25 protein-coding genes are annotated in these 24,916 nt (G+C 60.6%); 9 read left to right on the forward strand and 16 right to left on the reverse strand.

Going from position 1 to position 24,916, the window contains the following annotated elements; translation table 11 throughout:
- Positions 1-466 precede the first annotated feature (466 nt).
- From LT40_RS07960 to LT40_RS07970, 3 genes are all read left to right on the forward strand, one after another.
- Positions 467-2,017 carry a sensor histidine kinase gene (locus LT40_RS07960; protein WP_043188574.1) on the forward strand — a complete coding sequence of 517 codons (1,551 nt, stop codon included), beginning with the start codon at positions 467-469 and terminating at the stop codon, positions 2,015-2,017.
- A gap of 215 nt (positions 2,018-2,232) precedes the next feature.
- Positions 2,233-2,709, forward strand: coding sequence for a (R)-mandelonitrile lyase (locus LT40_RS07965; protein WP_043188576.1), 477 nt, complete (start codon positions 2,233-2,235; stop codon positions 2,707-2,709).
- 183 nt (positions 2,710-2,892) lie between these two features.
- The gene (locus LT40_RS07970; protein ID WP_043188579.1) at positions 2,893-3,954 is read left to right on the forward strand and encodes a diguanylate cyclase; all 1,062 of its coding nucleotides are present in this window, start codon (positions 2,893-2,895) and stop codon (positions 3,952-3,954) included.
- A 24-nt stretch (positions 3,955-3,978) separates the two neighbouring features.
- Here the strand turns inward: LT40_RS07970 and dctA are convergent, their stop codons facing one another.
- Together dctA and LT40_RS07980 are read right to left on the reverse strand one after the other, a co-directional pair.
- On the reverse strand, positions 3,979-5,280 hold the full coding sequence (dctA, locus tag LT40_RS07975; RefSeq protein WP_043188582.1) for a C4-dicarboxylate transporter DctA: 1,302 nt from the start codon (positions 5,278-5,280) through the stop codon (positions 3,979-3,981).
- Between the two features lie 71 nt (positions 5,281-5,351).
- A complete protein-coding gene (locus LT40_RS07980; RefSeq protein WP_043188586.1) occupies positions 5,352-6,707 on the reverse strand; it encodes a class-II fumarase/aspartase family protein in 1,356 nt (451 codons plus the stop codon).
- A gap of 115 nt (positions 6,708-6,822) precedes the next feature.
- On the opposite strand from LT40_RS07980, the gene LT40_RS07985 reads away from it, so the two are divergent.
- Complete coding sequence (locus tag LT40_RS07985; RefSeq protein ID WP_043188589.1) at positions 6,823-7,554, forward strand: GntR family transcriptional regulator; 732 nt, start codon at positions 6,823-6,825, stop codon at positions 7,552-7,554.
- A 54-nt stretch (positions 7,555-7,608) separates the two neighbouring features.
- Here the strand turns inward: LT40_RS07985 and LT40_RS07990 are convergent, their stop codons facing one another.
- Together LT40_RS07990 and deoC are read right to left on the reverse strand one after the other, a co-directional pair.
- On the reverse strand, positions 7,609-8,580 hold the full coding sequence (locus LT40_RS07990; protein WP_052393329.1) for an LLM class oxidoreductase: 972 nt from the start codon (positions 8,578-8,580) through the stop codon (positions 7,609-7,611).
- 111 nt (positions 8,581-8,691) lie between these two features.
- On the reverse strand, positions 8,692-9,372 hold the full coding sequence (gene deoC, locus LT40_RS07995; protein WP_043188592.1) for a deoxyribose-phosphate aldolase: 681 nt from the start codon (positions 9,370-9,372) through the stop codon (positions 8,692-8,694).
- A 119-nt stretch (positions 9,373-9,491) separates the two neighbouring features.
- Between deoC and deoR the strand changes: the two genes are divergently transcribed.
- Positions 9,492-10,262, forward strand: a complete 771-nt coding sequence (gene deoR, locus LT40_RS08000) for a DNA-binding transcriptional repressor DeoR (RefSeq protein WP_084139748.1) — start codon at positions 9,492-9,494, stop codon at positions 10,260-10,262.
- A gap of 5 nt (positions 10,263-10,267) precedes the next feature.
- Here deoR and LT40_RS08005 read toward each other — a convergent pair whose 3' ends face one another.
- The 3 genes from LT40_RS08005 to rbsK are packed head-to-tail and all read right to left on the reverse strand — an operon-like array spanning position 10,268 to position 13,620.
- Positions 10,268-11,335, reverse strand: a complete 1,068-nt coding sequence (locus tag LT40_RS08005; RefSeq protein WP_043188595.1) for an aldose 1-epimerase family protein — start codon at positions 11,333-11,335, stop codon at positions 10,268-10,270.
- On the reverse strand, positions 11,332-12,663 hold the full coding sequence (fucP, locus tag LT40_RS08010; RefSeq protein WP_043188598.1) for an L-fucose:H+ symporter permease: 1,332 nt from the start codon (positions 12,661-12,663) through the stop codon (positions 11,332-11,334). Before fucP ends, LT40_RS08005 begins: the two co-directional genes overlap by 4 nt.
- Before the next feature lie 30 nt (positions 12,664-12,693).
- Entirely contained in the window at positions 12,694-13,620 is a 927-nt protein-coding gene (rbsK, locus tag LT40_RS08015; protein ID WP_043188601.1) for a ribokinase, read from the reverse strand.
- A 333-nt stretch (positions 13,621-13,953) separates the two neighbouring features.
- Between rbsK and LT40_RS08020 the strand changes: the two genes are divergently transcribed.
- Complete coding sequence (locus LT40_RS08020) at positions 13,954-15,978, forward strand: methyl-accepting chemotaxis protein (RefSeq protein ID WP_043188604.1); 2,025 nt, start codon at positions 13,954-13,956, stop codon at positions 15,976-15,978.
- 53 nt (positions 15,979-16,031) lie between these two features.
- On the opposite strand, the gene LT40_RS08025 is transcribed toward LT40_RS08020, so the two are convergent.
- From LT40_RS08025 to LT40_RS08035, 3 genes are all read right to left on the reverse strand, one after another.
- Positions 16,032-16,679 carry an FMN-dependent NADH-azoreductase gene (locus LT40_RS08025; RefSeq protein WP_043188607.1) on the reverse strand — a complete coding sequence of 216 codons (648 nt, stop codon included), beginning with the start codon at positions 16,677-16,679 and terminating at the stop codon, positions 16,032-16,034.
- A 66-nt stretch (positions 16,680-16,745) separates the two neighbouring features.
- The gene (locus LT40_RS08030) at positions 16,746-17,930 is read right to left on the reverse strand and encodes a DUF2252 domain-containing protein (protein ID WP_043188612.1); all 1,185 of its coding nucleotides are present in this window, start codon (positions 17,928-17,930) and stop codon (positions 16,746-16,748) included.
- Between the two features lie 62 nt (positions 17,931-17,992).
- Positions 17,993-18,463: a hypothetical protein gene (locus LT40_RS08035; RefSeq protein WP_193385572.1), complete on the reverse strand. Its 471-nt coding sequence runs from the start codon at positions 18,461-18,463 to the stop codon at positions 17,993-17,995.
- Between the two features lie 73 nt (positions 18,464-18,536).
- On the opposite strand from LT40_RS08035, the gene LT40_RS08040 reads away from it, so the two are divergent.
- A complete protein-coding gene (locus LT40_RS08040) occupies positions 18,537-18,905 on the forward strand; it encodes a MerR family transcriptional regulator (RefSeq protein ID WP_043188616.1) in 369 nt (122 codons plus the stop codon).
- On the opposite strand, the gene LT40_RS08045 is transcribed toward LT40_RS08040, so the two are convergent.
- From LT40_RS08045 to LT40_RS08060, 4 genes are all read right to left on the reverse strand, one after another.
- Positions 18,906-19,517, reverse strand: coding sequence for an LbetaH domain-containing protein (locus LT40_RS08045; RefSeq protein WP_043188620.1), 612 nt, complete (start codon positions 19,515-19,517; stop codon positions 18,906-18,908).
- Between the two features lie 115 nt (positions 19,518-19,632).
- Positions 19,633-20,130, reverse strand: a complete 498-nt coding sequence (locus LT40_RS08050; protein ID WP_052393331.1) for a helix-turn-helix domain-containing protein — start codon at positions 20,128-20,130, stop codon at positions 19,633-19,635.
- Positions 20,127-20,459 (reverse strand): type II toxin-antitoxin system HigB family toxin, encoded by a 333-nt coding sequence (locus tag LT40_RS08055; RefSeq protein ID WP_043188623.1) that lies wholly within the window; start codon positions 20,457-20,459, stop codon positions 20,127-20,129. Before LT40_RS08055 ends, LT40_RS08050 begins: the two co-directional genes overlap by 4 nt.
- 115 nt (positions 20,460-20,574) lie before the next feature.
- Complete coding sequence (locus LT40_RS08060; RefSeq protein ID WP_043188627.1) at positions 20,575-21,033, reverse strand: thiol-disulfide oxidoreductase DCC family protein; 459 nt, start codon at positions 21,031-21,033, stop codon at positions 20,575-20,577.
- Positions 21,034-21,342: 309 nt separating this feature from the next.
- Here LT40_RS08060 and LT40_RS08065 point away from each other — a divergent pair, with 309 nt between their 5' ends.
- Positions 21,343-21,765, forward strand: coding sequence for a hypothetical protein (locus LT40_RS08065; RefSeq protein ID WP_043188631.1), 423 nt, complete (start codon positions 21,343-21,345; stop codon positions 21,763-21,765).
- A gap of 8 nt (positions 21,766-21,773) precedes the next feature.
- Here the strand turns inward: LT40_RS08065 and LT40_RS08070 are convergent, their stop codons facing one another.
- Positions 21,774-22,160 (reverse strand): hypothetical protein, encoded by a 387-nt coding sequence (locus LT40_RS08070; RefSeq protein ID WP_043188635.1) that lies wholly within the window; start codon positions 22,158-22,160, stop codon positions 21,774-21,776.
- A gap of 1 nt (position 22,161) precedes the next feature.
- Positions 22,162-22,908, reverse strand: coding sequence for a phosphatase PAP2 family protein (locus tag LT40_RS08075; RefSeq protein ID WP_043188638.1), 747 nt, complete (start codon positions 22,906-22,908; stop codon positions 22,162-22,164).
- 340 nt (positions 22,909-23,248) lie between these two features.
- Here LT40_RS08075 and LT40_RS08080 point away from each other — a divergent pair, with 340 nt between their 5' ends.
- Positions 23,249-24,916, forward strand: coding sequence for a phosphoethanolamine transferase (locus tag LT40_RS08080; protein WP_043188641.1), 1,668 nt, complete (start codon positions 23,249-23,251; stop codon positions 24,914-24,916).

The raw sequence follows: 24,916 nt of genomic DNA on the forward strand, positions 1-24,916 counted from the left end.
CCCAGGGAGGTGGCGGCCCAGTCGTGAGCGCGCATGCGCTGGCCCATCTCGCCGCCACCCGAAAGGAAAGCATACGGATCGCCGAAACCATCGATTGTAGGCATCGCTTGAACAGGCTCCTGCTGAAGTGCTGATCACCTCAGCTCGACTTGAACCGCCGTCGATGGCCTGGGGACTGAACTGTGTAATTCGTGATGATGATTAGTAATCTGGCGGTAAGCAAGGTTCAGCTCATCGCGCCCCAGATTTGTTAACCGCGATTCACTATTGGCTGATCATCGGCAGTATTTAACACCCGAGACCGATTCATCTGTGCTTCGAGCGGTGGCACAATGGTCCGGCTGATTTTTCCAGGGCAGTCAGCACACCTCATCGCCGAGCTGGGCCATGGAGAGATTGACCGATGGTCCCCAAGAAGGGCTCCGATCCCTTGCCTTCCTGCAACCCAGTCACTACCGGATTTTGTATGCAAGAGATGCCGCCTGCCGAGACCATTCGTGCAGCTCTCCAGATTTCCCATGCCCGACTTCGCAAGCAACACGAGCTGGTCGTCGAGTTCGGCGTCAAGTCCCTTCGCCTGTCCAATGTGGACGAGCTGCTGACGCAGGCCTGCGAGGCTGTCGCCGTTGGGATGGATACGCGCTTCGCCAAAGTCTTGCGCCCCATACCCGATAGCGACCAATTCATTCTTTCGCACGGGGTAGGGTGGGCTGAGTCCGATATCGGCAGCGCAACCGTGGGTGCGGACGAAGCCAGCCCGGCTGGATACGCGTTCTCTACCAATCGGCCAGTCATTTCCAACCATTTGAGTGCAGAACACCGGTTCAGAACTCCGGCTTTGATGAAGGCGTATCAGATCGAGCGGGCCATCAACGTCCCTATCCGCGGCATTTCTTCGCCCTACGGGGTGCTGGAAGCCGACAGTCGAGACGGTGATGATTTCATCGAAAGCGACCTGGTATTCATGGAGGGCATCGCGAACGTGATCTCCATGGCGGTGGAGCGTATCGGGATCGACGCCGAGTCCAACGGACCGCATCTGTATTCGGAGAGCGTGCTCAATGCCAGCCCCGACTGCGTGAAGATTCTTTCGGCCGCAGGTGAAATCGAATTTTTCAACGAGACCGGTCTGTGCCAGATGGAAGTCGACAGCCTGGACAACGTGTTTGGCAAGCCGTGGGCTCAGCTCTGGCCAGAAGAATCCAAATCCACGGTCGTCAATGCGGTGAACCGTGCGGCAAGCGGTGAGTCGGTGCGCTTCGAGTCGTTTTGCCCGACCGCCAAGGGTGACCCACGCTGGTGGGATGTGACCGCAGCACCAATCTTTGGCAAACGTGGTGATATAGAAAAAATCATCGCTGTGTCGCGGGACATTACCGAGCGACACAACCATGAGGCCAGCCTGGCGTCGTTGATCGAAATACAGAATACCAAACTGACCAACAGTGACCTTCACCTGGAAGAGATACACCATCGGGTCAAGAACAGCCTTCACCTTGTGAACACGCTGTTGCTTCTGCAAGCCAACCTGGCTGTCGAGGAAGCGGTGAAGATCCAGTTGGAAACGGCCGCGGGAAGAGTCCTCACGATCGCGACGGTGCACGAGCGTTTGTACCAGACTTCCCAATCCCAGGCCGTTTGTGCGGCCGATTATCTTCAAGCACTGTTGGGCGACATCGGCAAGGCGTTTGGCGATCGCAACATCGACCTGCAGGTCGACGCGTTCGCACTGTCACCCGAAAGAATGGCGCCTTTGGGACTGGTCATTTCCGAGTTGGTGACCAATGCCTTGAAGTATGGCAAGGGGACCATTCAAGTCAGTGTCATCCATGCCGCAGACCACGCGGTAGTTACCGTTGCAGACGAAGGTGACGGCTTTCCCGAATCCTATCCAAAGCCCAATGGAACGGGCCTTGGCATGAGATTGGTGAAAAGCTACTCGGGGTTTGGCAAGGAAGCCATCGCGGTCGATCGGTCCGCGAAGACGAGCACCATTCGGGTCCGCTTCAAGCTCTGAACGTATTGCCTGGGCGGCACGCAACGCTGACCTGGCCGGAGTCGTTGCTGAAGCAGCGGTCCCAGACCACCCCGAGGCAGGCGGGCAGCCTGGCGGCGTTTTCGCGCGACATTGATGAGTCCTGCTCACTGATCCATGCAGGTTTCAGTGGCTAATCGGATGGATATCTACCTGATAGATTGAAAGTTCTCACATGAACCACAGGAGAACGCCAGATGAAAGCACTTGCAGCCGCAGCACTCTCGCTGTCCCTGTTGACATCCGAAAGCGAAGGAGCACAACCCATGAATGTCGTCGTCACGCCTGCCGGCTCACAGCCTTCGGCTGTCGGGCCTGCCGAGTATTTCACTGGCCAGGTGCGGGTCGATGCACCCTTCAAAGGCACCGACGGCGCGCGTATCGGCGGCGCTACCGTAACCTTCGAACCGGGCGCACGTACGGCCTGGCACACCCATCCCCTGGGCCAGACGCTGATCGTGACCGCCGGCGCGGGCTACGTGCAGCAAGAGGGCCAGGCCCGGCAATTGATTCGTCCAGGCGATACGGTGTGGATTCCTCCGCAGGTCAAACACTGGCATGGAGCAAGGCCCGATACCGGTATGAGTCATATTGCCATTGCCGAAGCTCAGGACGGCGAGGTGGTGGAATGGCTCGAGCAGGTCAGCGATGCGGAGTACGGCCACGGAGAATGACACCCATCCCCGGCGTTCATCGGCCAATGGCATTGTTGCAGCGATGAACTGCTGACTGTATCTGCGGCTTGCTATAAAATCGATGCCAAAGTGCCATGCCGCTCGACGCACCGTCCCCAGCGGCCCCACGGCACTTCCGAGCTCTGACAGGGCACATTGATAGCAGAGCCGGAGAGCCTTGGAATGCCACTCAGTCGCCGTGAGTTGGGGATAGAATTTGCGCGTCGTATCTACCGACCCCGTTCGGTAGGCTGCCTGTTGAGCGCTGTGTTCATCAGCGCAGTGCTGTGGGTCGATCCCGGCACGCCGGCATGGGTATGGGCAGCGATGCTGGCCAACCTCATGGCCTGGCCGACCGTTGCCTATCTGCTCGCACGCAGAGCATTGAATCCTTTCGCCGTCGAATTGCGCAGCCTGGCCTTGGACAGCTTGTTCGCTGGATGCTGGGCGGGGCTGATGGCGCTGAATCTGCTGCCCTCGGTTCTCCTGCTGGCCATGGTCGCCATGAACGCGATGGCCGCAGGCGGGTGGCGTCTGTTCAGAACCAGCGTCGCGCTGCAGGCCTTGGGCCTGCTGCTCATGCTGAGCCTCAAGGGTTTTGAACTGTCACTGGCAACCAGTGCATTCCAGCAACTGACCTGCTTGCCGATGTTGGTCATCTACCCGTTGATCGTGGCCCGTGCCAGCTACGCTGTTTCCGTGCAGCTGGCAGTGCACAAGAAAGCCTTCAAGCTCATCAGCAAGCTGGACGGCATGACCCGGCTGTTGCACCACGCATCGTGGAGGGAAAAGCTTGACGAGATCTTCCCTCGCTGCAGAAGAGGCGAGGTGGTGGCGATGCTGGCCTTGATAGACATCGACAACTTCAAGCGCATCAACGACGAACACGGTCATCTGGTGGGCGACGCCATCATTGGTCGCCTGGCAAATCTGCTGCGCTCGGGGCTGGGAACCTCCGCCGTGCCGGGTCGCTACGGCGGGGACGAGTTCTGCTTGCTGTTGTTGGATGCAGGCGTCGACGAAGCGTACCGGCAGCTGGACGAGATTCGCCAGCGATTTGCCGAATGGGCCGACGTCACCGTGCCCGTTCAGGTGACGCTGAGTATCGGACTGGTGCCTTACTCACACCAATATGCCAGCGAGCGTGACTGGATCAAGGCCACGGACGAGGCGCTGTATCGGGCCAAGCGCGGTGGCAAGAACCGGCTGTGTGTGCAGGAGTGGCCACTCGCAGTGGATGGCTGAGGGCTGCCGGAGCTGGATACAACGTTAAAGCGCGGCTTGCAGGTCGCGCCCCAACACACGGTGGTACTCCGCCTGCGCAGTGTGCTCGGTGAACTCGCCGGACCACTTCGAAACCACCACCGTCGCTACGCTATTGCCAATGGTGTTGCAGGTGGCGATGGCCATGGACATGAAGCGGTACACCCCGAACAGCAACGCAAGCCCTTCCACGGGCAGCGAGCCGATGGCGGTGACCGTGGCCGCGAAAACCACGAAGCTGCCGCCGGACACCGCCGCAGCACCTTTCGACGTCACCAGCATGATCGCGATGATGCCCAGTTGCTGTTCCCAGCTCAGAGGAACGCCATAGGCGTTGGCGATGAACAGCACGCACAGGGACATGTAGATGGAAGTGCCATCCAGGTTGAAGGCATAACCGGTAGGCAACACCAGGCCCACACTTTGCTTGGAGCAACCGAACTTCTCGAGCTTCTGCAAAAGACGCGGCAGCGCACTTTCGGAAGAGGCAGTGCCCAGTACGATGAAAATCTCATCTTTGATGTACTTGAGGAACCGCCACAGGCTGAACCCGGAAATTCGGCAGACGATGCCCAGTACGATGAAGATGAAGAACGCGATGCAGACATAGAACATCAGTACCAGGTTGGCGAGTGACATCAGTACGGCCGCCCCGTTGCTGCCTACGGCATAGGCCACCGAGCCAAAAGCGCCCAGAGGGGCGAACTTCATGATCAGATTGATGAACTCGAAGAAGCATTCGGAGATGCGGCTCAGTCCATCCTCGATGACACTGCGACGTTCGGGCTTGAGCGCCAGCAGGGCAAAGCCGAACAATACCGAAATGACCAGCACTTGCAGCAACTGCCCGCCCGCGAAGGCGCCAACGAAGTTGTCGGGGAAGATCCCGTAGATGAAGTCCATGGTCGAGGCCGGCGCGTGACCTTTGGCGACTGCAGCCGAGGCAGCGGCGGCGGTGGCACTGCTCGGATGCGCATCGTGCATGCCCGAGCCGATGTTCAGCAGATTGCCCCAGAGCAAGCCGATGGCCAAGGCAATGGTGGAGACGATCTCGAAGTAGATCAACGCACGCAGGCCGACTTTGCCAACCCGTTTTATATCACCCGCCGAAGCTATGCCGTGCACCACGGTGAAGAACACCAGCGGGGCGACGGCGGTCTTGATCAATTTGAGGAAGATGTCCCCGAGAATCTTGAATTTGGCCGCCAGCTCCGGCGCCAGGAAGCCGAAGGCAATGCCCAGCACCATGGCGGCGATGACCTGAAAGGTCAGGTCTTTGTAGAACGGCTTCTTGTTGAGGGTCGTCATGTCTGCGGTCTCGTTGTTGTTATAGGCGAGCAGTAGGCAGTAGGGCTCGCTCGCGGCGAGCCTGGGCAAAATCAACGCTTGACGCTGCCCTCACGCGCTAGGGCGATATCGACCATCTGCGGTGCCAGGCCGAGATAGTTGGAAGGGTCGGTCAGTCGCTTGAGCTCTTCGATGTCAAGCTCAGCCGTGGCTTCGCCCTGGGCGAGCAACGCGTCGAGCAGGCTGGTGCCTTCGTCGTTGGCCATGCGGCAGGCGGCGTAGACCACATCGTGTGCCACCTGTCGACCCAAGGCAGGGGCGAGGCCCATCATCACGGCTTCGGCCACGATCAGCCCTTGGGTCATGTCCAGGTTTTTGCGCATGCGCTCGGGGCGAACTTCCAGGCCCGCGAGCATGAACTTGGCCTGACCCAGCGAGGCGGCGCTCAGGGCGAAAGCTTCGGGGATGGCGATCCATTCGGCCTGCCAGGGGCCAGTAGAACGCTCGAAGTCCTGAATCATTGCGTCGAGCATCAGCCCTGCATGCTGACGGACACCCTTGGCGGCTGCGTACATCAACTCGCAGGAAATCGGGTTGCGTTTCTGCGGCATGGTGCTGCTGGCACCACGTCCCTTGACGAAAGGTTCGTACACCTCACCCAGCTCACTGGTCATCATCATCATGACGTCCAAGGCAACCTTGCCCAGAGAGGCCGTGACCAGGCCGAGGAAGTTCAGGGTTTCCGCCAGACCGTCCCGGGCGACGTGCCAAGTGGCCTGCGGGACGCCCAGGCCCAACTCCGCCATCAACGCCTCCTGCACCTCCAGACCCTTGTCGCCCAATGAAGCCAGGGTGCCAGCCGCGCCTGCGAACTGACCGATTTCCACCCGCGGACGCAGTTCCACCAGACGCTCGGCGTGGCGGTCGAACATGCTCAACCAGACGGCGCATTTATAGCCGAAGGTGATGGGCAGCGCGTGCTGCAGGTGGGTACGGCCCGCCATGGGGGTATCGCGGTAGCGCATGGCGAGGTCGGCGAGCAAGCCCCGTACGGCTTTGATATCGCGTTCGATCAGCACCAGCGCGGCGCGGATCTGCAGCACCACGGCTGTGTCCATGATGTCCTGGGTCGTAGCACCCCAATGCACGTAGCGCCCCGCATCGCCGCAGGTTTTCGACAGTTGTTCGACCAGAGGCAAAATCGGGTAGCCGACGATTTCGGTTTCATGTTGCATCAGTGCCAGGTCAAGGGATGAGTAGGTGGAGCATTCGGCAATCCGTTCGGCGGCTTCGCTCGGGATGACACCACAGCGAGCCTGAGCGCGCGCCAATCCCACTTCCACCTCGATGTAGCGCTCGATCAGCGCCTGGTCGGAAAACACGCCACGCATTTCGGCCGTGCCGAACATGTCGCGGAAAAGGACGGAGTCAAAGACGGTGCTGGACATGAAGTGATCCTATTATGTTTGTTATTTACCGTACATATTAATATGTACGTACATAATAATTGCGTACGCGCTGATACACTGTCAACTCGTTGATCGCCTGAGACTGATGGAAGGTATGAGCCAAGCGCGCTATGAAGTGGTTGCGAAGGACTTGATGGAAGGAATTTCCAGCGGGCGGTTTCCCGTAGGCACACTGCTGCCTACCGAGCTGGAGCTGTGTGACCTGTACGCCGTGAGCCGCCACACCGTGCGCGCCGCGATTACCCAACTGCAGAATCAGGGGTTGGTTTCGCGGCGCAAGCGGGTGGGCACACGGGTCGAGTCGGCCACGCCCATCGGGGGATACTCGCAGTCACTGGCCTCGGTGTCAGACCTGGTCCATCTAGCCGAAACCCAGGTGCGCCGCATTCAGAACGTCCTGCATTTCGTAGCCGACATTGCCTTGGCCAAGCGGTTGGGACTGACACCCGGGGAGCACTACTTTCGGGTCTCCAGCATCCGCGTCGATCAGAACAATCCACGCGCGCCCCTGTGCTGGACTGACGTCTACGCGCAGGAAATCTACGCTGGCGTGGTCGAATTGGCCGAACAGCATCCCGACGAGTTGATCGCAGCCCTGATCGAACAGCATTTCGGTCGGTACATCGACGTTGTCGATCAGCACGTTCGTGCAGTGCTGCTTTCGGCTGAAGTTTCGAAAAGCCTCAATGCCGAAGTCGGCTCACCCGGCCTGAATATCCTTCGTCAATACCGGGACCGGGAAGGGGCGGTGATGGTGGTTTCGGAAACCACGCATCCCCAGGACCGCTTTACTCTGGTTTCGCAGATGCGCAGGGACAGGGTCTAGCCCTGACTCCCTGTGCTGCAAGAGCGCCAACACTGCATAAGGGCTTGATCGGCCCTATGCAACGGCAAACTCGGGCAGGAGATACTCCTGCAATTCGGCGATCACTTCCAACGCCGGGCGCCGTGTCGGTTTGAGGTTCAGGGCGACATGGTTGATGCCCGCCTCGCGCTGGTCGGCGAAAAACTTTTTCAGAGCGTTCCTGCCGCCGCGCAGGACGCGACCGGTCTGCAGGGGGGCATCGGCGTCCACGTCCAGGTCGAACATCGCCCCATAGCCGAACGGCACGAAACCCCGCGATGCAGTCATTTCACGCCAGTGCGGCACCACTTCCGGCATCCGTTGGGCGTCGCCGTGCCAGATCCAGGCATCGACGTGTTCGGCCAGCCATTCGAGGCTTTGCCCGGCGCGGCCTATGGCAATGATGGGGATGCGCGAAGCCGCTGCTTTGGGTACCAGGTCGATGTCGCCGCGCAAATGACCGAAATGCTCTGTTTTCAAACGCGGGAACGACACTGAGGTCAGGGTCTTGATCAAAGCCACCGCTTCGCGATAGCGCTCCACACGCGTGCCGAAGTCGACTCCGAACGCCGGGTATTCGGTGGGTCGGTCACCGGAGGCCATGCCGGCCAGAAAGCGTCCGCCCAACAGCTGATCGGCGGTGGTGATCTGCTTGGCGGTGATCACCGGTTCTCGCAGGGGCGTTACGAACCCGGCGGTGCCGATCGCGATGCGTTGGGTGAGCGCGGCCAGCCAACCGGCGTACACCAGCGGGTCGAGCACCTGGCCCGTGTCGCCGAACGAGGGGTCGTAGAAGGGCACGTCGCGCAACCACAACGCAGCGGCGTCGCTGCGATCCAGGCTCTGCACGATCTCGGCCTGGTCCGACAGGCTCGGGAACGGGCTGTCCGGATAGCCACAGGCAGGCGCAATGAAGCCGATGCTCAACTGGCCCGGCTGGAAGGTACGGCTGAACGCGTCATGGTCAGCCAGGTCGTGCGATTGAGTGTCCTGATTTCGTACATTCATAGTGTCTGTCCAAGATTCAAGAGATGGCATCAGTCTAACGGCCAGCCTGATGCCTGTTTCCGACCTTTTGGATCGACACTGGTGAAAAACATTCCTCAATCGCGCGTGGACTCAGTAGCCGGTGCCCGCGTGGCTGCCGGTGACGATGGCGATCCCCGAGCTGGTGCCCAGGCGGGTAGCGCCTGCTTCGATCATGGCCTTGGCCGTGGCTACGTCGCGCACGCCGCCCGATGCCTTGACACCGATATCCGGGCCGACCACCCGACGCATCAGGGCGACGTCTTCAAGGGTGGCGCCGCTGCGGCTGAAACCGGTGGAGGTCTTGACGAAGGCAACGCCCAATTCGCGGCAGATCTCGCACGCACGCACCTTCTGCGCCTCGTCGAGCAGGCAGGTTTCCAGGATCACTTTGAGTGGCACCTTGCCGCAGGCCTTCAGTACGGCGGCGATGTCATCGCGAACGTCGGTGTACAGGCCGTCCTTGAGCCAGCCGATGTTCAACACCATGTCGACTTCCTGCGCACCGGCTGCGATGGTCAGCGTCGTTTCCGAAGCCTTGGCAGCGCTCAACCCCGCGCCCAGCGGAAAGCCCACTACTGCGCAGACCTTGACCGCAGAGCCTGCCAGGCGCTGCGCCGCGAAAGGCACTTGGCTCGAATTCACGCATACCGAATAGAAGCCATGCTCGCGGGCCTCTGCGCACAGTGTGGCGATCTGCTCGCGGCTGGCATCGGCTGCCAGCAAAGTGTGATCGATGGTTTGGGCCAGTGCAGCGGGGTCGAGTGAAGTCATGGAGCGATTCCTGTCATCAGTGGAAACACGGGGCTTGAGCCCGCACGTTATAAAATTAACAATCGGTGTTACTTTGTTCGCGGTATCAACCGTCCCTACACCACCAACGGATCGCCGGCATGCCCGTGGACGTCAAGAAAACCAATCGAATCAAACAGATCCAACAGGTCCTGCAAGACCAGAAGGCCGTTCATCTGCGCGAAATGGCCGCGCTGCTCGACGTGTCCGAAATGACCTTGCGCCGCGACCTGAGTCGGCATCCGCAACAGCTGCGTCTGCTGGGCGGCTACATCACCCGCGCCCACGACGATCCGGAGCCCGGGGATTACCGGGTCAGCGAGCAGGACACCCGGCACGTCGAGGAAAAGCGCCGGATCGGCAAGCTGGCCGCCGCTTTCATCCAGCCGGGTGATACGGTGTTCTTCGATTGCGGGACGACGGTCCCTTTCGTGGTCGACTTCATTCCCGACGATCTGGAGTTCACCGCGGTATGCAATTCGCTGAACGTCCTGCTCAAGCTGCAACACAAACCCCACTGCAGCATCGTCCTGTGTGGCGGTGTCTTTCACCGCAAGAACCAGGTGTTCGAGAGCCAGGCCGAAGCCAGTATTCTGGATGGCGTGCGCTTGACCTGGGCGTTCGTGTCCGCCGCCGGGATCAGCCTGGAGTGTGGCGTCACCTGCTTCAATTTCCACGAGGTGGAGGTCAAGCAGAAAGTCATGCGCCAGGCGCGGCAATGCCTGCTGCTGGCCGATCACTCCAAGTTCGACGCCGTGCGCACGGCGCACTTTGGCGCGTTGAGCGACTTCCAGTGCGTGGTCAGTGACAAGAAAATCCCCCGTGCCTACCGCGAAGCCATCCAGGCGGGCGGCGCCCAGCTGGTGTTGTAGACCGCTCACGTGGGCAACGCCCGCCGTTCCGCCACTCCGAGAAAACCGGTGCGCACGCTGAATTCGGCGCGCGCACCGGGTGCCACGCTGCGGACGTTGCCCTTGGCCTGTTCGGCGCGGTAACCCTCAGGCTCGCAGGTGGCAGGCAAGACGAACGCCGCTACCTGCTGGTCCGCGTTGTGCAGGATCCAGCGCGCCGCGTGGTCGAACTGGCGAGGGCTGTAGCGGGTGTAGAAGGCCGCGCCATCGGGATGCTCCAGAAAGAAGTGCGCCTGGCCATCGGCATCGCTGCGCACGTCATCGAAGAAGCAGACGATTTCCGGGTCGTACAGCGCAGGGGAGTCGAGTACTGCAAGGCGCGTCGGGTCTTCGCTCAGGTGTGCCATGTAGTCGGTCCAGGCCGGCGTCGGCCGCACATGGGCCGGTACGCTGGCGCGCACGCGGGTGCGTTCGCAGCCCAACGGCTGGCTCAGCCGCGCGCCTTCGACATAGGCGTAGTTCATGTGGGCCATGTACATCAGGTCCATGGGCTTGCCCGCCAGGTTGACCACGTGCATGCCGATGTCAAACAGCCCGCTGGCCGGGCGCAGGGTCACGCTGGGGCTGGCTCGGTAGTGGTCGCCAAAACCTTGTACGTATTCATACGTGCCGCCCAGGCGCAAGTAGACGCCGTGCTCGTCTTCGCCCGTTTCCAGCCAGGCCTCGTCCATCGGCGCGCAGGGCATTTCGCCGTGCAGCGCGTGGTCATCCTCCGGCCCTGGGCAGCCGTTGCGCAGCAAGCCACTGTGAAACATGAAGCAGCCATAGGTGCCGATCACGCTGGCAGTAGGGCGGGGCTGGCTGAACATGTTGCGCATGGTCAGGTCATGGCCATCGAACTCGGCCGACCAGATCATCTGCCCCTGCCAGGGCAATATCACCAACTTGCCGCGGCTGTTCTCCAGCGACAGCGCCTTGACCCCGCTGGGGTAGGTCCAGGCGCGTACGCTGAAATGGCGCGACTCGAGCAGGGTCCGGCTGGCGTTGTCCCACAACTGTGGGTACAGCGGCAGGCGCAGGTGGTCGGCACTCATTGCACCACCGCCGCAGGTGAGCCGTTCAGCACCGGTTGTGGCTGGCGCATGCAGCGCACCGCGTACATCACGATGGCCACGAAGCACAGCAGCGGCACTGTGTAGGCGATCTGCATATTGCCGTTGTTGGCGTCGCTGAGCAGGCCCTGGAAGATCGGGATCACACCGCCGCCGACGATGCTCATCACCAGCAGCGAACCGCCGACGCCGGTGTCTTCACCGAGCCCGTCGATGGTCAGGCCGTAGATGGTCGGCCAGCAAGGACCGAGAAAGACGCTGACCCCAACGGCCGCGTACACCGCCGTGATGTTCGGGACCAGAATGGTATAGGCCAGCAGCAGGATGCACAGCACGCCATACAGCGCGAGCACCTTGGCTGGGTGCATCTTGCGCATCAGCAGGTTGGCGACCAGCTTGCCGACGAAGTAGGCAGCGAAGGTGATCAGCAGGAACCACGAGGCGCTGCGTTCGTTCATGCCGCCCATCTGCATGGCCAGGCGAATGGTGAAGCTCCACACACCCACCTGGGCGCCTACATAGAGGAATTGCGCCAGCACGCCGAAACAGAAGCGCGGATTGCGGCGCAGGCGGCCCAGGCTTTCGCCAAGGCTGGCCCGGGGTTCGCTGGCGCTACGGTTGCCCTTGCAGGCCGGAAAACGGGTGATGGCAATGAGGATGAACATCAGGATGAGCACGGCGATCATCCATTTGTACGGCAGCAAGGTGGACTGGATCATCTGTAACTGCTGCACCGCCGCCTCGCTGGTGCTCATCTGGGTCAACTGCTCGTGGGTGGCGTCGGTGTCCTTGAACATCACGAAGCTGCCAACGTAGACCCCGGTCATGGCGCCGAACGGGTGGAAGGTCTGGGAGATGTTCAGGCGTCGCGTGCCGGTCTTCCGCGGCCCCATCAGGGTCGAATAGGTGTTGCACGCGGTTTCCAGGAACGACAGGCCGGCTGCGATGACGAACAGCGCGATCAGAAACATGCCGTACTTGGCGGTGGACGCCGCCGGGAAGAACAACGCGCAGCCGAACAGGTAGAGCATCAGGCCAATGAGGATCGTGGTCTTGTAGCTGAAGCGACGCACCACCAGTGCCGCCGGTATGGCAACGAAGAAGTAGCCCAGGTAGAACGCCGACTGGACGAAAGCCGACTGGAAGTCGCTGAGCAGGAAGGCCTTCTTGAAGTGAGCGATGAGCACATCGTTCATGCCGGCCGCAGCGGCCCACAGGGCGAAGATCAGACACAGCAGGATGAAGGCGAACCACGGCGTGCGGTTCAGGTAGAACCCGTCCGGGGTTTGTTGCAGCGCAGGCTTATTCATTATTGTTCTCCGCGAGAGTGCTGGTGAGGTTCAGCGGGCCGATGTATCGAGAAACCGTGCGAACGTAGCCGCATCGGGGTAGGAAGATTGTGTGCCCAGGCCGGTGACCGAACAGGCGGAGTAGGCCACCGCCTGGTGCATTGCCTGGCGAATATCTCGGTCCTGACTCCAGTGACGGGCAAAGCAACCGATGAAGGCATCGCCTGCGCCACTGGTGTCGCGTGCCTCGACCTTGACCCCGGGAACCTGCCACTCGCCTTCGGCGCCCACGTACAAAGCGCCTTGCTCGCCCAAGGTGACGATGACGTGGCGCATGCCCTTGGCCACCAATGTCCGCGCCGCCTGTGCAGCTTCTTCGGCAGAGGTCACCGGCAACCCGCTGATGAGGGCCAGTTCGCTTTCGTTGGGGATCAGGAAGTCCAGCAGCGCCAGGTGGTCGTTGCTCAGACCGGCCAGGGCAGGGGCGGGGTTGAGCAGCACGGCGATGGCATGGCGACGGGCGAATTCGATGGCGTGGTAGACGGTTGCCAGTTCGATTTCCAGCTGCAGCACGATCAAGGCGCAGTCGCGTAGCTGTGCCTCGGCGCGGTCGATGTCGGCTGGCTGCAGGTGCGCGTTGGCGCCTTTGACGATCAGGATGCTGTTGTGGGAGTTCTCCTGGACGAAGATCGGTGCAACGCCGCTGGATACGCCCGGTACGCGCTCGACGAAGCGCGAGTCGATACCCAGGCGTTGGAAATTGGCCAGGGTGGTGTCGGCGAAGCCGTCGTCGCCCACCTTGCTCAGCATCAGCACGTCAGCCCCCAGCAGCGCCGCAGCCGCAGCCTGATTGGCGCCTTTGCCACCACAGCCCATGGCGAAACGGGGTGCTTCGAGGGTTTCACCCTGGGCAGGCATGCGATCGATGTAGGTAATCAGATCGACCATGTTGCTGCCGATGACTGCAATCTTGCTCATTGTTGTTGTGACCTCGCCAGCGCCGACGGAAGCATCCACGGCTGTTATTTGTGTTATTTAAATAACATTTTCTGTGAGGATTCAATCTTTATTTTATGCGGCTGCAGTGATGTCGCAATGACATCGGTCAAAACATAAGGTTCAAAAGTCATACAAAAATAATTAATTGTACAATTTTTTGTAAAGTTATCTCGATGCCTACCGATACGCACGTTTGACCACAGAACACTTGTGATCAGCCAAAGGGCCAGACAGAGCCCGGCGTCCGAGAAAATGGACCGTTCTCACCCAAGACCCACAACAAACCGACCCATTCCGGGCTGTGAGAACTTTATGAACATCCTTGCTCCTGCCGTCACATTGGCCAACCGGCTACGCTTCCCGACAAAATTCGCGGTACTTGCCTTCATCGTTCTGGTCCCGCTGCTCCTGCTCGGTACCCGCTTCATCGTTCAGCTCAATGACAGCCTGGCGGTCATACGCTCGGAGCAGACCGGCCAGCGCTACCTGCTGGATGTAACGCCGATCCTGCGCCTGTCCATGATGCAACGCGCGTTGACCAACCGTTTGCTCAGCGGCGACCAGACCGCGCAGGCTGATGTCCTGGCCAACCAGGCGAAGATCGAGGCTGCGTTCTCGAAACTGGCGACCACCGATGGCCAGTTCAACGACGCCTTGCAGACCGGCGATCGCGTGGAGCGCCTGCATGCCTCGGCTACGCGCTTGATGTCGTCGGCCAAGCCCGGCGTCGATCCGAGCGGCATGTTCGATGGATGGAACGACCAACTGACCGAGACGCTCAATTTCGTCTACTACGTTTCGGCCACCTCCGGCATGGTGCTGGATGAGGATTACGCCTCGCTGTTCATGATCGACCTGAGTACGCTACGTTTGCCCCGGCAGATCAACATCGTCGGGCAATTGCGTGGGTTGGCCAGCGGGCTGCGTGAAGGGCAGCCGTTGAGCCCGGCAACGCGTGGCGTGATCAAGTCGATGCTCAAGAACGAGTTGCTGATCCACAAGGAGTTGCAGCAAAGCCTGGAATTGCTGCGTCGCCGAGAGCCCGCGCTGGCCGATCGCATTCAGGCACCCATCGACAGTGCGTTCATGAGCCTGACCGGCTTCCGTGCCGATCTTGATGCGGTCACGTCCTCCACCAGCGATACGCTGGTCAACGTGCAGAACGTACCCGCCAAGGGCAACACGGTGGTGGCCGAGCTGTACAAGGCGCAAGACACGCTGCAGGAAGAGCTGCTCAACCGCCTGGCCTATCGGGCTCAGGAAAAGACATCGGAACGCCTGTTCATTCTCGGCATGTTCGCTGTCGTCGGCTTGTTGCTGGTGTACGTTTTCTGCGGCATCTACAGTGCCATGCGTCGCAGCATTCAAGATGTGCTGCAGGCCACCCAGCTCATCGCCCAAGGTGACTTGAGCACACGCGTCCAGGTTCGCGGAAAAGACGAAATGGCCGACGTGGGCAACAGCCTGAACCGCATGGTACAAGCCTTCGGCAGCTCGCTGACCCAGGTCGAGCGCAGCTCGCAGTCCGTTTCCGACGCCGCTGCGCGCATGGGTGTCTCCATCGACAGTGCCAAGCGCGCGATGAGCACTCAGCAAGGCGAGACCGAACAAGTGGCCACGGCCATCAACGAGATGACCGCCAGCGTTGCCGACGTGGCGCAGAACACCGAAGGCGCCGCCCACGCTGCCGGGCAGGCCAGCCAGTCCACCCATGCCGGCCTGGCACAGATGCACGAAACCAAAGTCACCATTGAGTCTCTGGCCGACGAAGTGGAGCGCAGCGCGCAGAAAGTCTCGGCGCTGGCCCAGCACAGCCAGCAGATCGGCGGGGTCATCGAGGTGATTCGCAATATCGCCGACCAGACCAACCTGCTGGCCCTCAATGCGGCCATCGAAGCCGCCCGTGCCGGGGAACAGGGCCGTGGCTTTGCCGTGGTCGCCGACGAGGTGCGGACCCTGGCTTCACGCACGCAGAACTCGACCGAGGAAATCCGCCGGATTATCCAGGAGCTGCAATCGGCCACCTCGGCTGCTGTCGAGCAGATGAAGGCCGGCAGGCAGCGCGCCCAAGAGTGCTTGCAGTCGGCCGATGCGGCGTCGAACAGCCTGGATGCCATTAGCGAGGGTGTCGAGCAGATCGTCGGCATGAACACCCAGATCGCCAGCGCCGCCGTTCAGCAACATGCCGTGTCCGAAGACATCAACCGCAACGTGACCGAAATCCGCAATGGCAGCCTGGCGTTGATGGAAGGGATCGAAGACAACGCGGTGACGGCGGAAGAACTCACCTTGTTGGCGACGGAACTGCGTACCGTGGTATCGCGATTCAAGGTGTAGCGAGGAAGAAACGGTGTCGATCCGCGCTCGGCGGCGGATCGACAGACCGAGGTCTAGCGGGGCTGGCTGCCTGAGGAAGCCAGAGTCGTGGCCAGCTTCGCAGCCGCATCGAGGGCGGCGGTGAAATTGGCCTCGGCGGTTGCGGCATCGCCAAGGGTACCTTCCGATTCCACCGTGTCGATGGCGGGAATACCTACCATGCGGGCCCAGGTCCGCAGAAAAGCCACCTGATGGTCGAAGTCTTCGGTGGGGTAATCTTCACCAAGCGCCACTCCACGGGTGGCCAGTACCACCACTTTCTTGCCTTTGAGCAGGCCGACCATGCCCTTGTCGTCGAAGTCGAACAGCACGCCGCGCTGTGACACCGAGTCGATCAGATGCTTGAGACGGTAGGGCACGCCGAAATTCCACATGGGCACACTGAACACAATCACGTCAGCACGATGGAATCGCTCGCCCAGGGCGTGGATCTGTTTCCAGACAGCCGCCTGCTCGGCGGTCATTTCTACACCCTCCAAGTCCGCGTATTTGGCTTTCAACGCGGGGCCGTCGAACGGCAGCAGGTCGGTGGTCCAGACATCCAGTACGTCGACGGTAGTGTCCGGCGCAATCGATGCAGCCGTTTCGAGGTAGCGGTCGGCCAGTTTCAGGGAGGCCGAACGCTCCCCGCGAGGCGAGCTGGCAATGTGAAGAATATGCATACACGGGGTTCCTGAGTGAGGGGCTGCGCAAGGTTTCAAATTAGTCCTCGACGCAAGCGCCGATGTTCAATTCTGCAGCGCGTAGCGGCGACAGTGTTCCAGGTAGCCTTGTTCATGGCTGCCCACCAGATGTACCACGCTGGACCATAGCCAGGAAGGCGCATCCAGGGTATTGGAGCGGTTGGTTTGCAATTCGCGGATCCAGGCGGCTCTGGTCGAAAGGTCCATCTGCCGGGCATGGGCCGTGCCGACGACGCTGGCCAGGTAGCTCGCCGCACGCATGGCTTCGGTTTCGCTCAACTGATCGAGCTCGAGCTTCATGTCCTGGGGCAGCAGTTCGCGAATGAAGAAGCCATGGTCGAGCATACGGGTGGCCAGCATGCGATTGCCCAGCCCCGGTGACAGATGCCGGGCGCCTTCGACCACGCGCTTGCCGTTGTCCCGCGGCATGCCCGCACGAACGGTACGCGGCGCTGCGGCCGCCACGGCTTCCTTGATGTCCAGAAGGCAGAGCTCCTGATCGTCGTCGTCGCCCACGCCCAGCAGCACGGCGTAGCGTTTCAGACCCAGGGAGCTGCACCCCTTGACCCAGTACGCCGAATCGAGCAACTCGACATTGTCGCTGCCCGACCGGCCTTTCAGCGAGGTGACCAGGTCGTGGATCTCGTCGGTGGCGCACAGCGTCTTGATGGCGCTGCGTTCGGTCTTGGACAAGGCCCAGAAATGCTTGCCCAATGGAATGGTCGGACGCATGTCCTCAATGCGCTCCTGAGCCAGGTGTTTCCACGTGCGCTGCACGGCGCTGCGCATGCCGGCCTTCACCTGTGCCGGGCGTTGCGGCTCTTCGTCATGGTCGTTCTTGAAGGCCTGCTCATAGCCCACCATCATCTCTTCGAGCATGCGCGCGGTGGCCACGCCAGGCAGGTCCGATCCGCGCGCGGCGGTCGCCAGGGACAAGCCGAGCCGAACCAGGTCATGCACGGGATTGCCGATGACCGTCTGGTCCAGGTCGCGGATGTGGATATCGATGCGGCCCTTCGAATCCCCGGTCGGGCCCAGATTGCCGGCATGGCAGTCGCCGCAGATCCACACCGGCGGCCCGCTGGGTAACCGCCGACCCGACTGGGACTGCAGCCATTCATAGAACTGCACCGTGCTGCCCCGCACATAGGCGTGGGCGGAACGCGCCATCTTCAGGTTGCGCAGTTGCTCGAGCGGTTCCAAACGTGCGGCAGGGCGGGGCGTCTTCATGGATTAGTCTTTGAGGGAAAGACGTTGGAGTAGGGAGATGCGCCGCGTGTTTCAAAATGTTTCTACGTTTTTTTGGGGCAGTGGCCGTGCGCCTGGCCGTGGTGCACTAGAACACGGGTGGATCGAGCAGCACGCTGCGGATCATCCACAGGCAACCCCTGAGCCACGGCGAATGCGATTTCCATGCAGGTAAAGCCCAGGATCAACAAGCTTGCGCCGTGTGCCACCGCGTACAACTGCCACGCAGAGAACAACACGCGGGCTACCCCATCGTACAAGCCGGCGCGGCGAGTGGGGTGTCGCAGGCGCCACAGTGACCAAACCACCACCAGGCTGCCCATCAGATTGGCGAACAGCAGGCTGGTCGCATCCAGTACGGGCACCGGGCGGGTCAATGCCAGTGCATCGGAGAGCGCGGCTAAACCGTCGAACACCCAAAGCGCCGTCCAAGGCGTCATGAAGCCCGCTGTCATCAGTAGGTCATAGCCGGCGCTGAGCCGGACGGTCTGCAGATTTGTCTTTGCGCTGATCATGGTTATCCCTCACTGTTCGAGCGCGCAGGCTAAACCCTGGTGCTAGGACCAGAGTCAACAGAAGGATTAGGCCATGAGAATCGGTCAGGTAGCCGCACGCACGGGCGTGTCCATCGATGCATTGCGGTTCTACGAAGAGAAGGGCTTGATCAAGCCCCGGCGTACTGCCAATGGCTACCGCAGCTACCCGGAGCAGACGCTGCAGCTGGTGGGCTATATCAAGCTGGCCCAGCAGCTTGGGTTTTCGCTGAGCGAAATCGGTGAAAACCTGCCGTTGCTGTGGAACAGTGGTCAGGCTTCGGCCGAGGTACTGGCTCGGTTGTTTACCGAAAAGCTCGCGCTGCTCGATGACCGAATCGAGCAGATGCAGGGGCTGCGTGCCTTGCTGGCGGAGCGGGCTGCGCAGGTGTGTCCCTTGCTTGCATCCAATTCATCGTCCTGATCAACCGTGGGCGAACTGGTCGACCAACCCCAGACGTGGGATACGGGTATTGGGCGGCAGTAGCGCACCGGGTGCGATCACCGCATTCGCGCCGATCTTGCAGCCGTCGCCCACCAGGGCACCGAACTTGTTCACGCCCGTCTCGATGACGTCATCGCCATGGCGAATGCGAATGTTTGCCCCGTCCAGTTCATTGCGGTAATTGGCGATGATCGCACCGGCCTCGATGTTCACTCTTTCGCCGATCACCGAGTCACCGACGAAATTGAAATGGGCCAGCTTGCTGCCGTCCAGCATGAAGGTGCTCTTCAACTCGCAGCTGGGGCCCACGATGCAGTGGCTGCCCAGATAGACACCGCCACGCAAGTACGCGCCCGCAGCGACGAATGCTCCTTCACCGATGATGATCGCGCCTTTGAGTACAGCGCCTTCTTCCACCACCGCGCTTTCGTGAATGGCGCAGTTTGCGTGACGTCGATAACCCCGGCCAAGACGATCGAGCAAGGTCAGAACCTGGTTTTCGCAGTCCTGAGCCACTTGCCATGGCGTTGATCGTGGCAGGCCCAGCGCGTGCCAGCGAGTGATGAAGCTGTGGATTTCGAACGTGTTCATGGACAACCTGCGACAACGAGAGGCATGGATTAATCTGTGCTGATTCGGTCCGTTGACATGAACCGCTACCTATTGGCGAGTATGGGCGAGTCGTCTTGGCGACTTTTACTGCTCACTACCGCCCCTGGCATGAGGCTCCAACGTGAGACCTATCTTGCCTCTCCAGGAAAACATCCGGTTTGGTACTGAACCGCTCGGCCAACGCATAGGCCATCTTGTGGCTGATCGGACGCGTGCCCGCAAGCACTTTGGAGACTACGTGCCTGTCTCCAACTTCAGGCAGATCTGAACCGCTAAGACCTAGTACGTCCATGAAGTCGCGTAAGAGCTGCACTGGCGTGCTTGCAGATGCCAGATTCGCATTGATAGCAGCGAATTGTTCTGAGTCGCGCTCGTATGTCTGGATAGCTTCCTCGAGCTCGATCAGGACCTGTGTCTCGTACTTGTTGAGGCTGTGGCCATCGGTCAGTTCGTCTAGCAGAATAGACGCACGTTGGTACTCGTCGGGCGTATGGATTCCGCCAACGAAAGATTCACGAAGTTGCTCAACCAGCCGCTGAAGGCTCTCCAGAGCAGCGCGAATAGCTTGCGAATTTTCAAGCACAGCGGTCATGGCTTCACTCCTTGACTGTTTCTGGCATACCAATCGTCTGCAACGTCGTATTCCGCATGTGTATAGATATGTTCTACGTATAACTTCTGCCGCTCGTAGTTGATGCCAGCGATCAGCCTTAATTTGTTACCGCCAATATCAATCACAACCCATCCTGCTTCAGAACGAGGTTTGAACAGATCAAGCCTGTTACCTAACGCAGCACCTAAATCGTTGTAATTTTCAGGTTCGAGAGCGCACAGCACGCGATAGCACGTCTTGAGCGCATTGGAACACGTTGGATGCCTTCGACATGCTTCATCAAACCGATCCCTCTTCAGTACGTCCATAAGCATTCCTTGCCTTCAATTCAATCATACGCTTGTTGTCATTTTTGGCAACGGGTGCGAGTTTGACAGGTTGTTTTACTATCAGCCAAATGGGCGAAAAAGGTCGCGCTGGCGCTCAAAGAGAATCAGAGGGCGGCCGCTTGCGCGATGTACGATCCGTGCCAGGAAGCGTACAGCTGTCGCCGCGGCAACGCGCGGCGCCGTCAGGGTGGGGCAGCCACGCCAGATGCGGGCGCCAGCGGCAGAACAGGCGATAACCTACGTTGAACAGCGGCCGGGCCCACCGCCATGACAACGGTGCCGCCCACGCGCCAAGGCCTGCAGCTCGCCAGCTCCAGAGTGTGGCGTCAAGGCCGGTGACCCACGTTCCGTCGGCGAAGCGCGCATGCAGCAAAGACCCCATGTGCGCGCGGGTGAATCCCAGGGGTTGCGGATCGAACGTCGGATCGGCAATGTCGATGAACCGAAGGCGATCGGGTGAAGCGCGGCCGCTCAGAACCTTGATCTCGTGAGCGCACAGGGGGCAGTCCCCGTCGAAGTAGAGCGTCAGCGGCCAGTGGGGTTTCTCGTACATCGATGAGCGTTCCGTATTGGTAGTGGCATGCGGTGCCTGACAACAAGGCAATGTTCTTCACGTCACATAGACATCGCATTCAGTCTTTTCCGCCATTTTTAACGCACTTGCTGTCCGGCGGCCAGGCAAACGGCGCAGCATATTTTTCGCCTTGTTGCAGGCTCTGGGATCTCGCAGAATGGAAGGGCTGTTGGCGGATGGATACGGACGTCACGCAATGCGTGGCAATCGCCGTGCACGCTCACAGGCAGGCCGCTTGTTATTGCAAGCGGCTGTCATTTCCATGGATGTTCAGGAGCGCAACGGGTGATGATGGAACGATACATCGATACTGCGGCCCTCAAGGATCTGGCTACCCAGGCGTCTGCCATCAGCCTGGACTGTCACTGCCTGCAACGGGATCTGCAAGGCTGGGCCGCATGGCCGGTGGGCTATCACGAGGATGACTTCGTGCAACTCGGGACGCTGGCCCGGTATTCGCCCGATGAGTCCATCATTGATGAATATCACCCAGCCGGTACCAGCTATTGGTCGAACGATGCGCCGATCGCCCCGCGCTTCTATCCCTACAATCAAAGCGCAGTCTGGCAGTGCCGGAGCTGTGAACGCCTTTACCTGCGCCATAACGACGATGGCGCCTACCATGTGGCGCCGCGTATTCGCCTGGCCTGCGCGACGCTGATCGTCGATGCGCAGCATCCGAACGATGGCCGCGAAAGGGCGGCCATCTAACCGATGTGCTAGTCACGCGACGCTCGCCCAAGCGCTTTGCCCATGCCCTGATTCCTGGCGTGCCGCCAATCACGGTCGGCCTTGCTGTCGATGCCGATATGGCGTTGCAGCTCGCCGGCGACGCTGGCCTGGCATTGGCGAAAGCCGTCGTCCCAGCCGGTGGCGTATTGGCGATCGGCAAGGTAGGCGGGGACGTTCTTGCGAAATTCGCCCAGCGCCTGCGCGGCGTTGCGCCCACTGCTGCAGCCGTCTTCGAAGCCGTTGGCGAAGGGCGCAGGGTAGCCTTCGGCCAATAGCCGCTCTCGCGTCGTCTGGCAGCCGCTGAGCAGGGCGGCCGCCAAGGCCAGGCCCAGCAGCAGGCTCGCCTGTTTGAACGGACCGCCCCTGGCGCTCATCTCAACGATCTCCGTGGGCCGCAAGGGCATGGCTTTGCACAGCCTGGGACGGCGCGGGGCGATAGAGAATCCAGCGATAACACAGCACGCAGATCAGCCAGTCGATCAGCAGCGTCCAGATGTTGTGAGACAGGAAATGCGCGCCCTGTGCCATGCGGCCCAGGGAAAAAATCGCGCCCAATCCCAACGCCACGGCCAGCGCGATTCGTGCGGTGCGTGGGCGGCGGTCGCGCCAGAAGAAGAACAGCGCAATCAGCGAGAAGCCGCTCGAGGCGTGACCTCCCGGCCAGCACAGGCCGGGCTTCTGGGTCTCGGCGCGTGGGCTGAGCAGCGGTGTGTAGGTTTCCTGGCCACCGAACTCTTTCAGGCTCCACGGGCAATGCACGGCAGTGAGCACCTTGAGCGGGGTGACCACTGAGGTCGTCAGTGCCATTGCCAGCACCACGTAACCCAAGGGGCGGCGCCATTCACGCAACCTGGGTGAACACACGCTGGCGATGAACCCGCCCAGTGCCAGTACGGCGAAGGCGATCACGGCCTGTTTGGCGCGGTCGTGGAGGATATTTTCCAGCCAATAACTCTGCCGTCCGATGAAGCCGGTGCCCGGCACATAGAACAGTTGCGCAAGAGCGAAATCGAGTGCAGGTGGATATAGCCACAACATCAACGCCATAAGCACGAGGGGAGCGCCCAGCGCCAGGCGAAAATCAAAAGGGCGGGAGGCACGCAAGGGTACTTCGATAGCCATGAACGGCTCCGATGGTTGGGTAGAGAATCGACGACGGCGATGGGCGCGAAGCCTTGCATGTGGTGCTCGGCTGGCTGCTGCCTGCTGTGCTGGCGACGATAGGTTTCAGGCCTTCAGCGATGGGTGAAGAAGATGTGAAAAATGCGTCGGGCACGCAGTTTCCAGTGGGCAATCAGGATAAATAATCAATGTGTCTCAGAGGCGTGGTTTGCGGTTTTTTCGAGCAAGCTTTTCCTCGCAAATCTTTCACGAAAGTTTGAGTTATTCGCGTCTAGAGTCCGCGCTGTCGATACCCGGCGCATTGCGCACGGCCCGCCTATCTGCCTGACAGTAGACCCGCATGTTCAAGATAAAACCTGTTCGCCCGGAATTCGTGACACTGGCTGCCAGCCTGTTTCTGTTGGTCGGCTTCAATACACCGCTTTGGACACACCTGGCGTCCATCACCGGTGGTGAGGGCGCCAGTACGCAACTCGCCTGGGCGTTCGCCGTGCTGCTGTTGTGCGTATTCAACTTCGTGCTGACGATGCTCGCGTTTCCCAAACTACTGAAACCCCTGTTGATGGTGCTGTTTCTGGTCAGCGCCTGTGTCGCCTACTTCATGGGGCAGTACGGAATCGTGGTCGACGCGGGCATGTTCCGCAATCTGGTTGAAACCAATGTCACCGAAGTAGAGGGCTTGTTGTCGCCCCTGCTGTGGGTGTACATCCTTGGGTTGGGCGTGCTGCCCTGTGCGTTGGTGTGGAAGACGCCCATTGTCTACCGCAGGCCGCATCGCGAAGTGCTGAGCAAGCTGCTGATCGGCACCGGTTGCGCCGGCATCATCGCCACGGTTGCGCTGCTGGACTACCAGGGCCTGTCATCGCTGTTGCGCAATCACCACGAGTTGCGCCTGATGGTGGTGCCAAGCAATTACATCGGCGCTTCGATCGGCTATGCACGAGAGCAGGTTTCGACTGCCCAGCATCCTTTCGTGCCGCTGGGTGAGGATGCGGTACGTGCCGTCAACGTGAGCAACCACGCCAGCAAATCCCTGACGGTATTGGTAGTAGGCGAAAGTGCGCGCGCCGAGAACTTCGGTGTCCTCGGTTATGGGCGCGATACCACGCCGCAACTGACCGCAGAGCAGGGGCTGGTGTCGTTCACCGACGTTCACTCTTGCGGCACCGAAACGGCCGTTTCCGTGCCCTGCATGTTCTCCAACATGGGCCGCAAGCAGTACAAGGCGGCCATCGCGAAAAACCAGGAAGGGTTGCTGGACGTGCTCAAGCGTGCCGGCCTGGACGTGGTGTGGTGGGACAACCAGTCCGGCTGCAAGGGCACCTGCGACCGGGTCACGTTGCTGGATGTCAGCCATGAAAAAGATCCGACACTGTGCGCGGACAGCGAGTGCAGGGACGAAATCCTGCTGCAGGGTTTGCAGGCGTTCATCGATCATATGAGCAAGGACACTGTTCTGGTATTGCACCAGATGGGCAGTCACGGCCCCGAGTATTACAAGCGCTACCCGCAAGCCTTCGAACACTTTACCCCAGTGTGCAAAAGCAACGCCCTGGATGCCTGCAGCCGGGAGAGTATCGTCAATGCCTACGACAATACCGTGCGGTACACCGATCACGTTCTGGCGCGGCTCATCGATACCCTGCGCAACAACCAGGACCACGTGGCCAGCGCGATGATCTACCTCTCCGACCACGGCGAGTCGCTTGGGGAGTACAACGTGTTCCTGCACGGTACGCCTTACATGTTGGCACCCGACCAGCAGAAGCACGTCCCGCTGCTGGTATGGTTTTCCGACAGTTACCAACGTGCGCTCGCCGTCGACAGTCGCTGCCTGCAGCGCACACGCAATGCCCCGCTCAGCCAGGACAACCTCTTTCACTCGATGCTAGGCTTGCTGAATGTTCAGACGCGTGTCTACAACAGCGCGCTGGATATGTTCGCCGGCTGCAAGGGGGTGAACGGCAATGCGCTTGTGGCCACGAAACAAATGCCAGTCGAGCGTTGA

This window comes from Pseudomonas rhizosphaerae, assembly GCF_000761155.1.
GTDB classification, from domain to species: Bacteria; Pseudomonadota; Gammaproteobacteria; order Pseudomonadales; family Pseudomonadaceae; genus Aquipseudomonas; species Aquipseudomonas rhizosphaerae.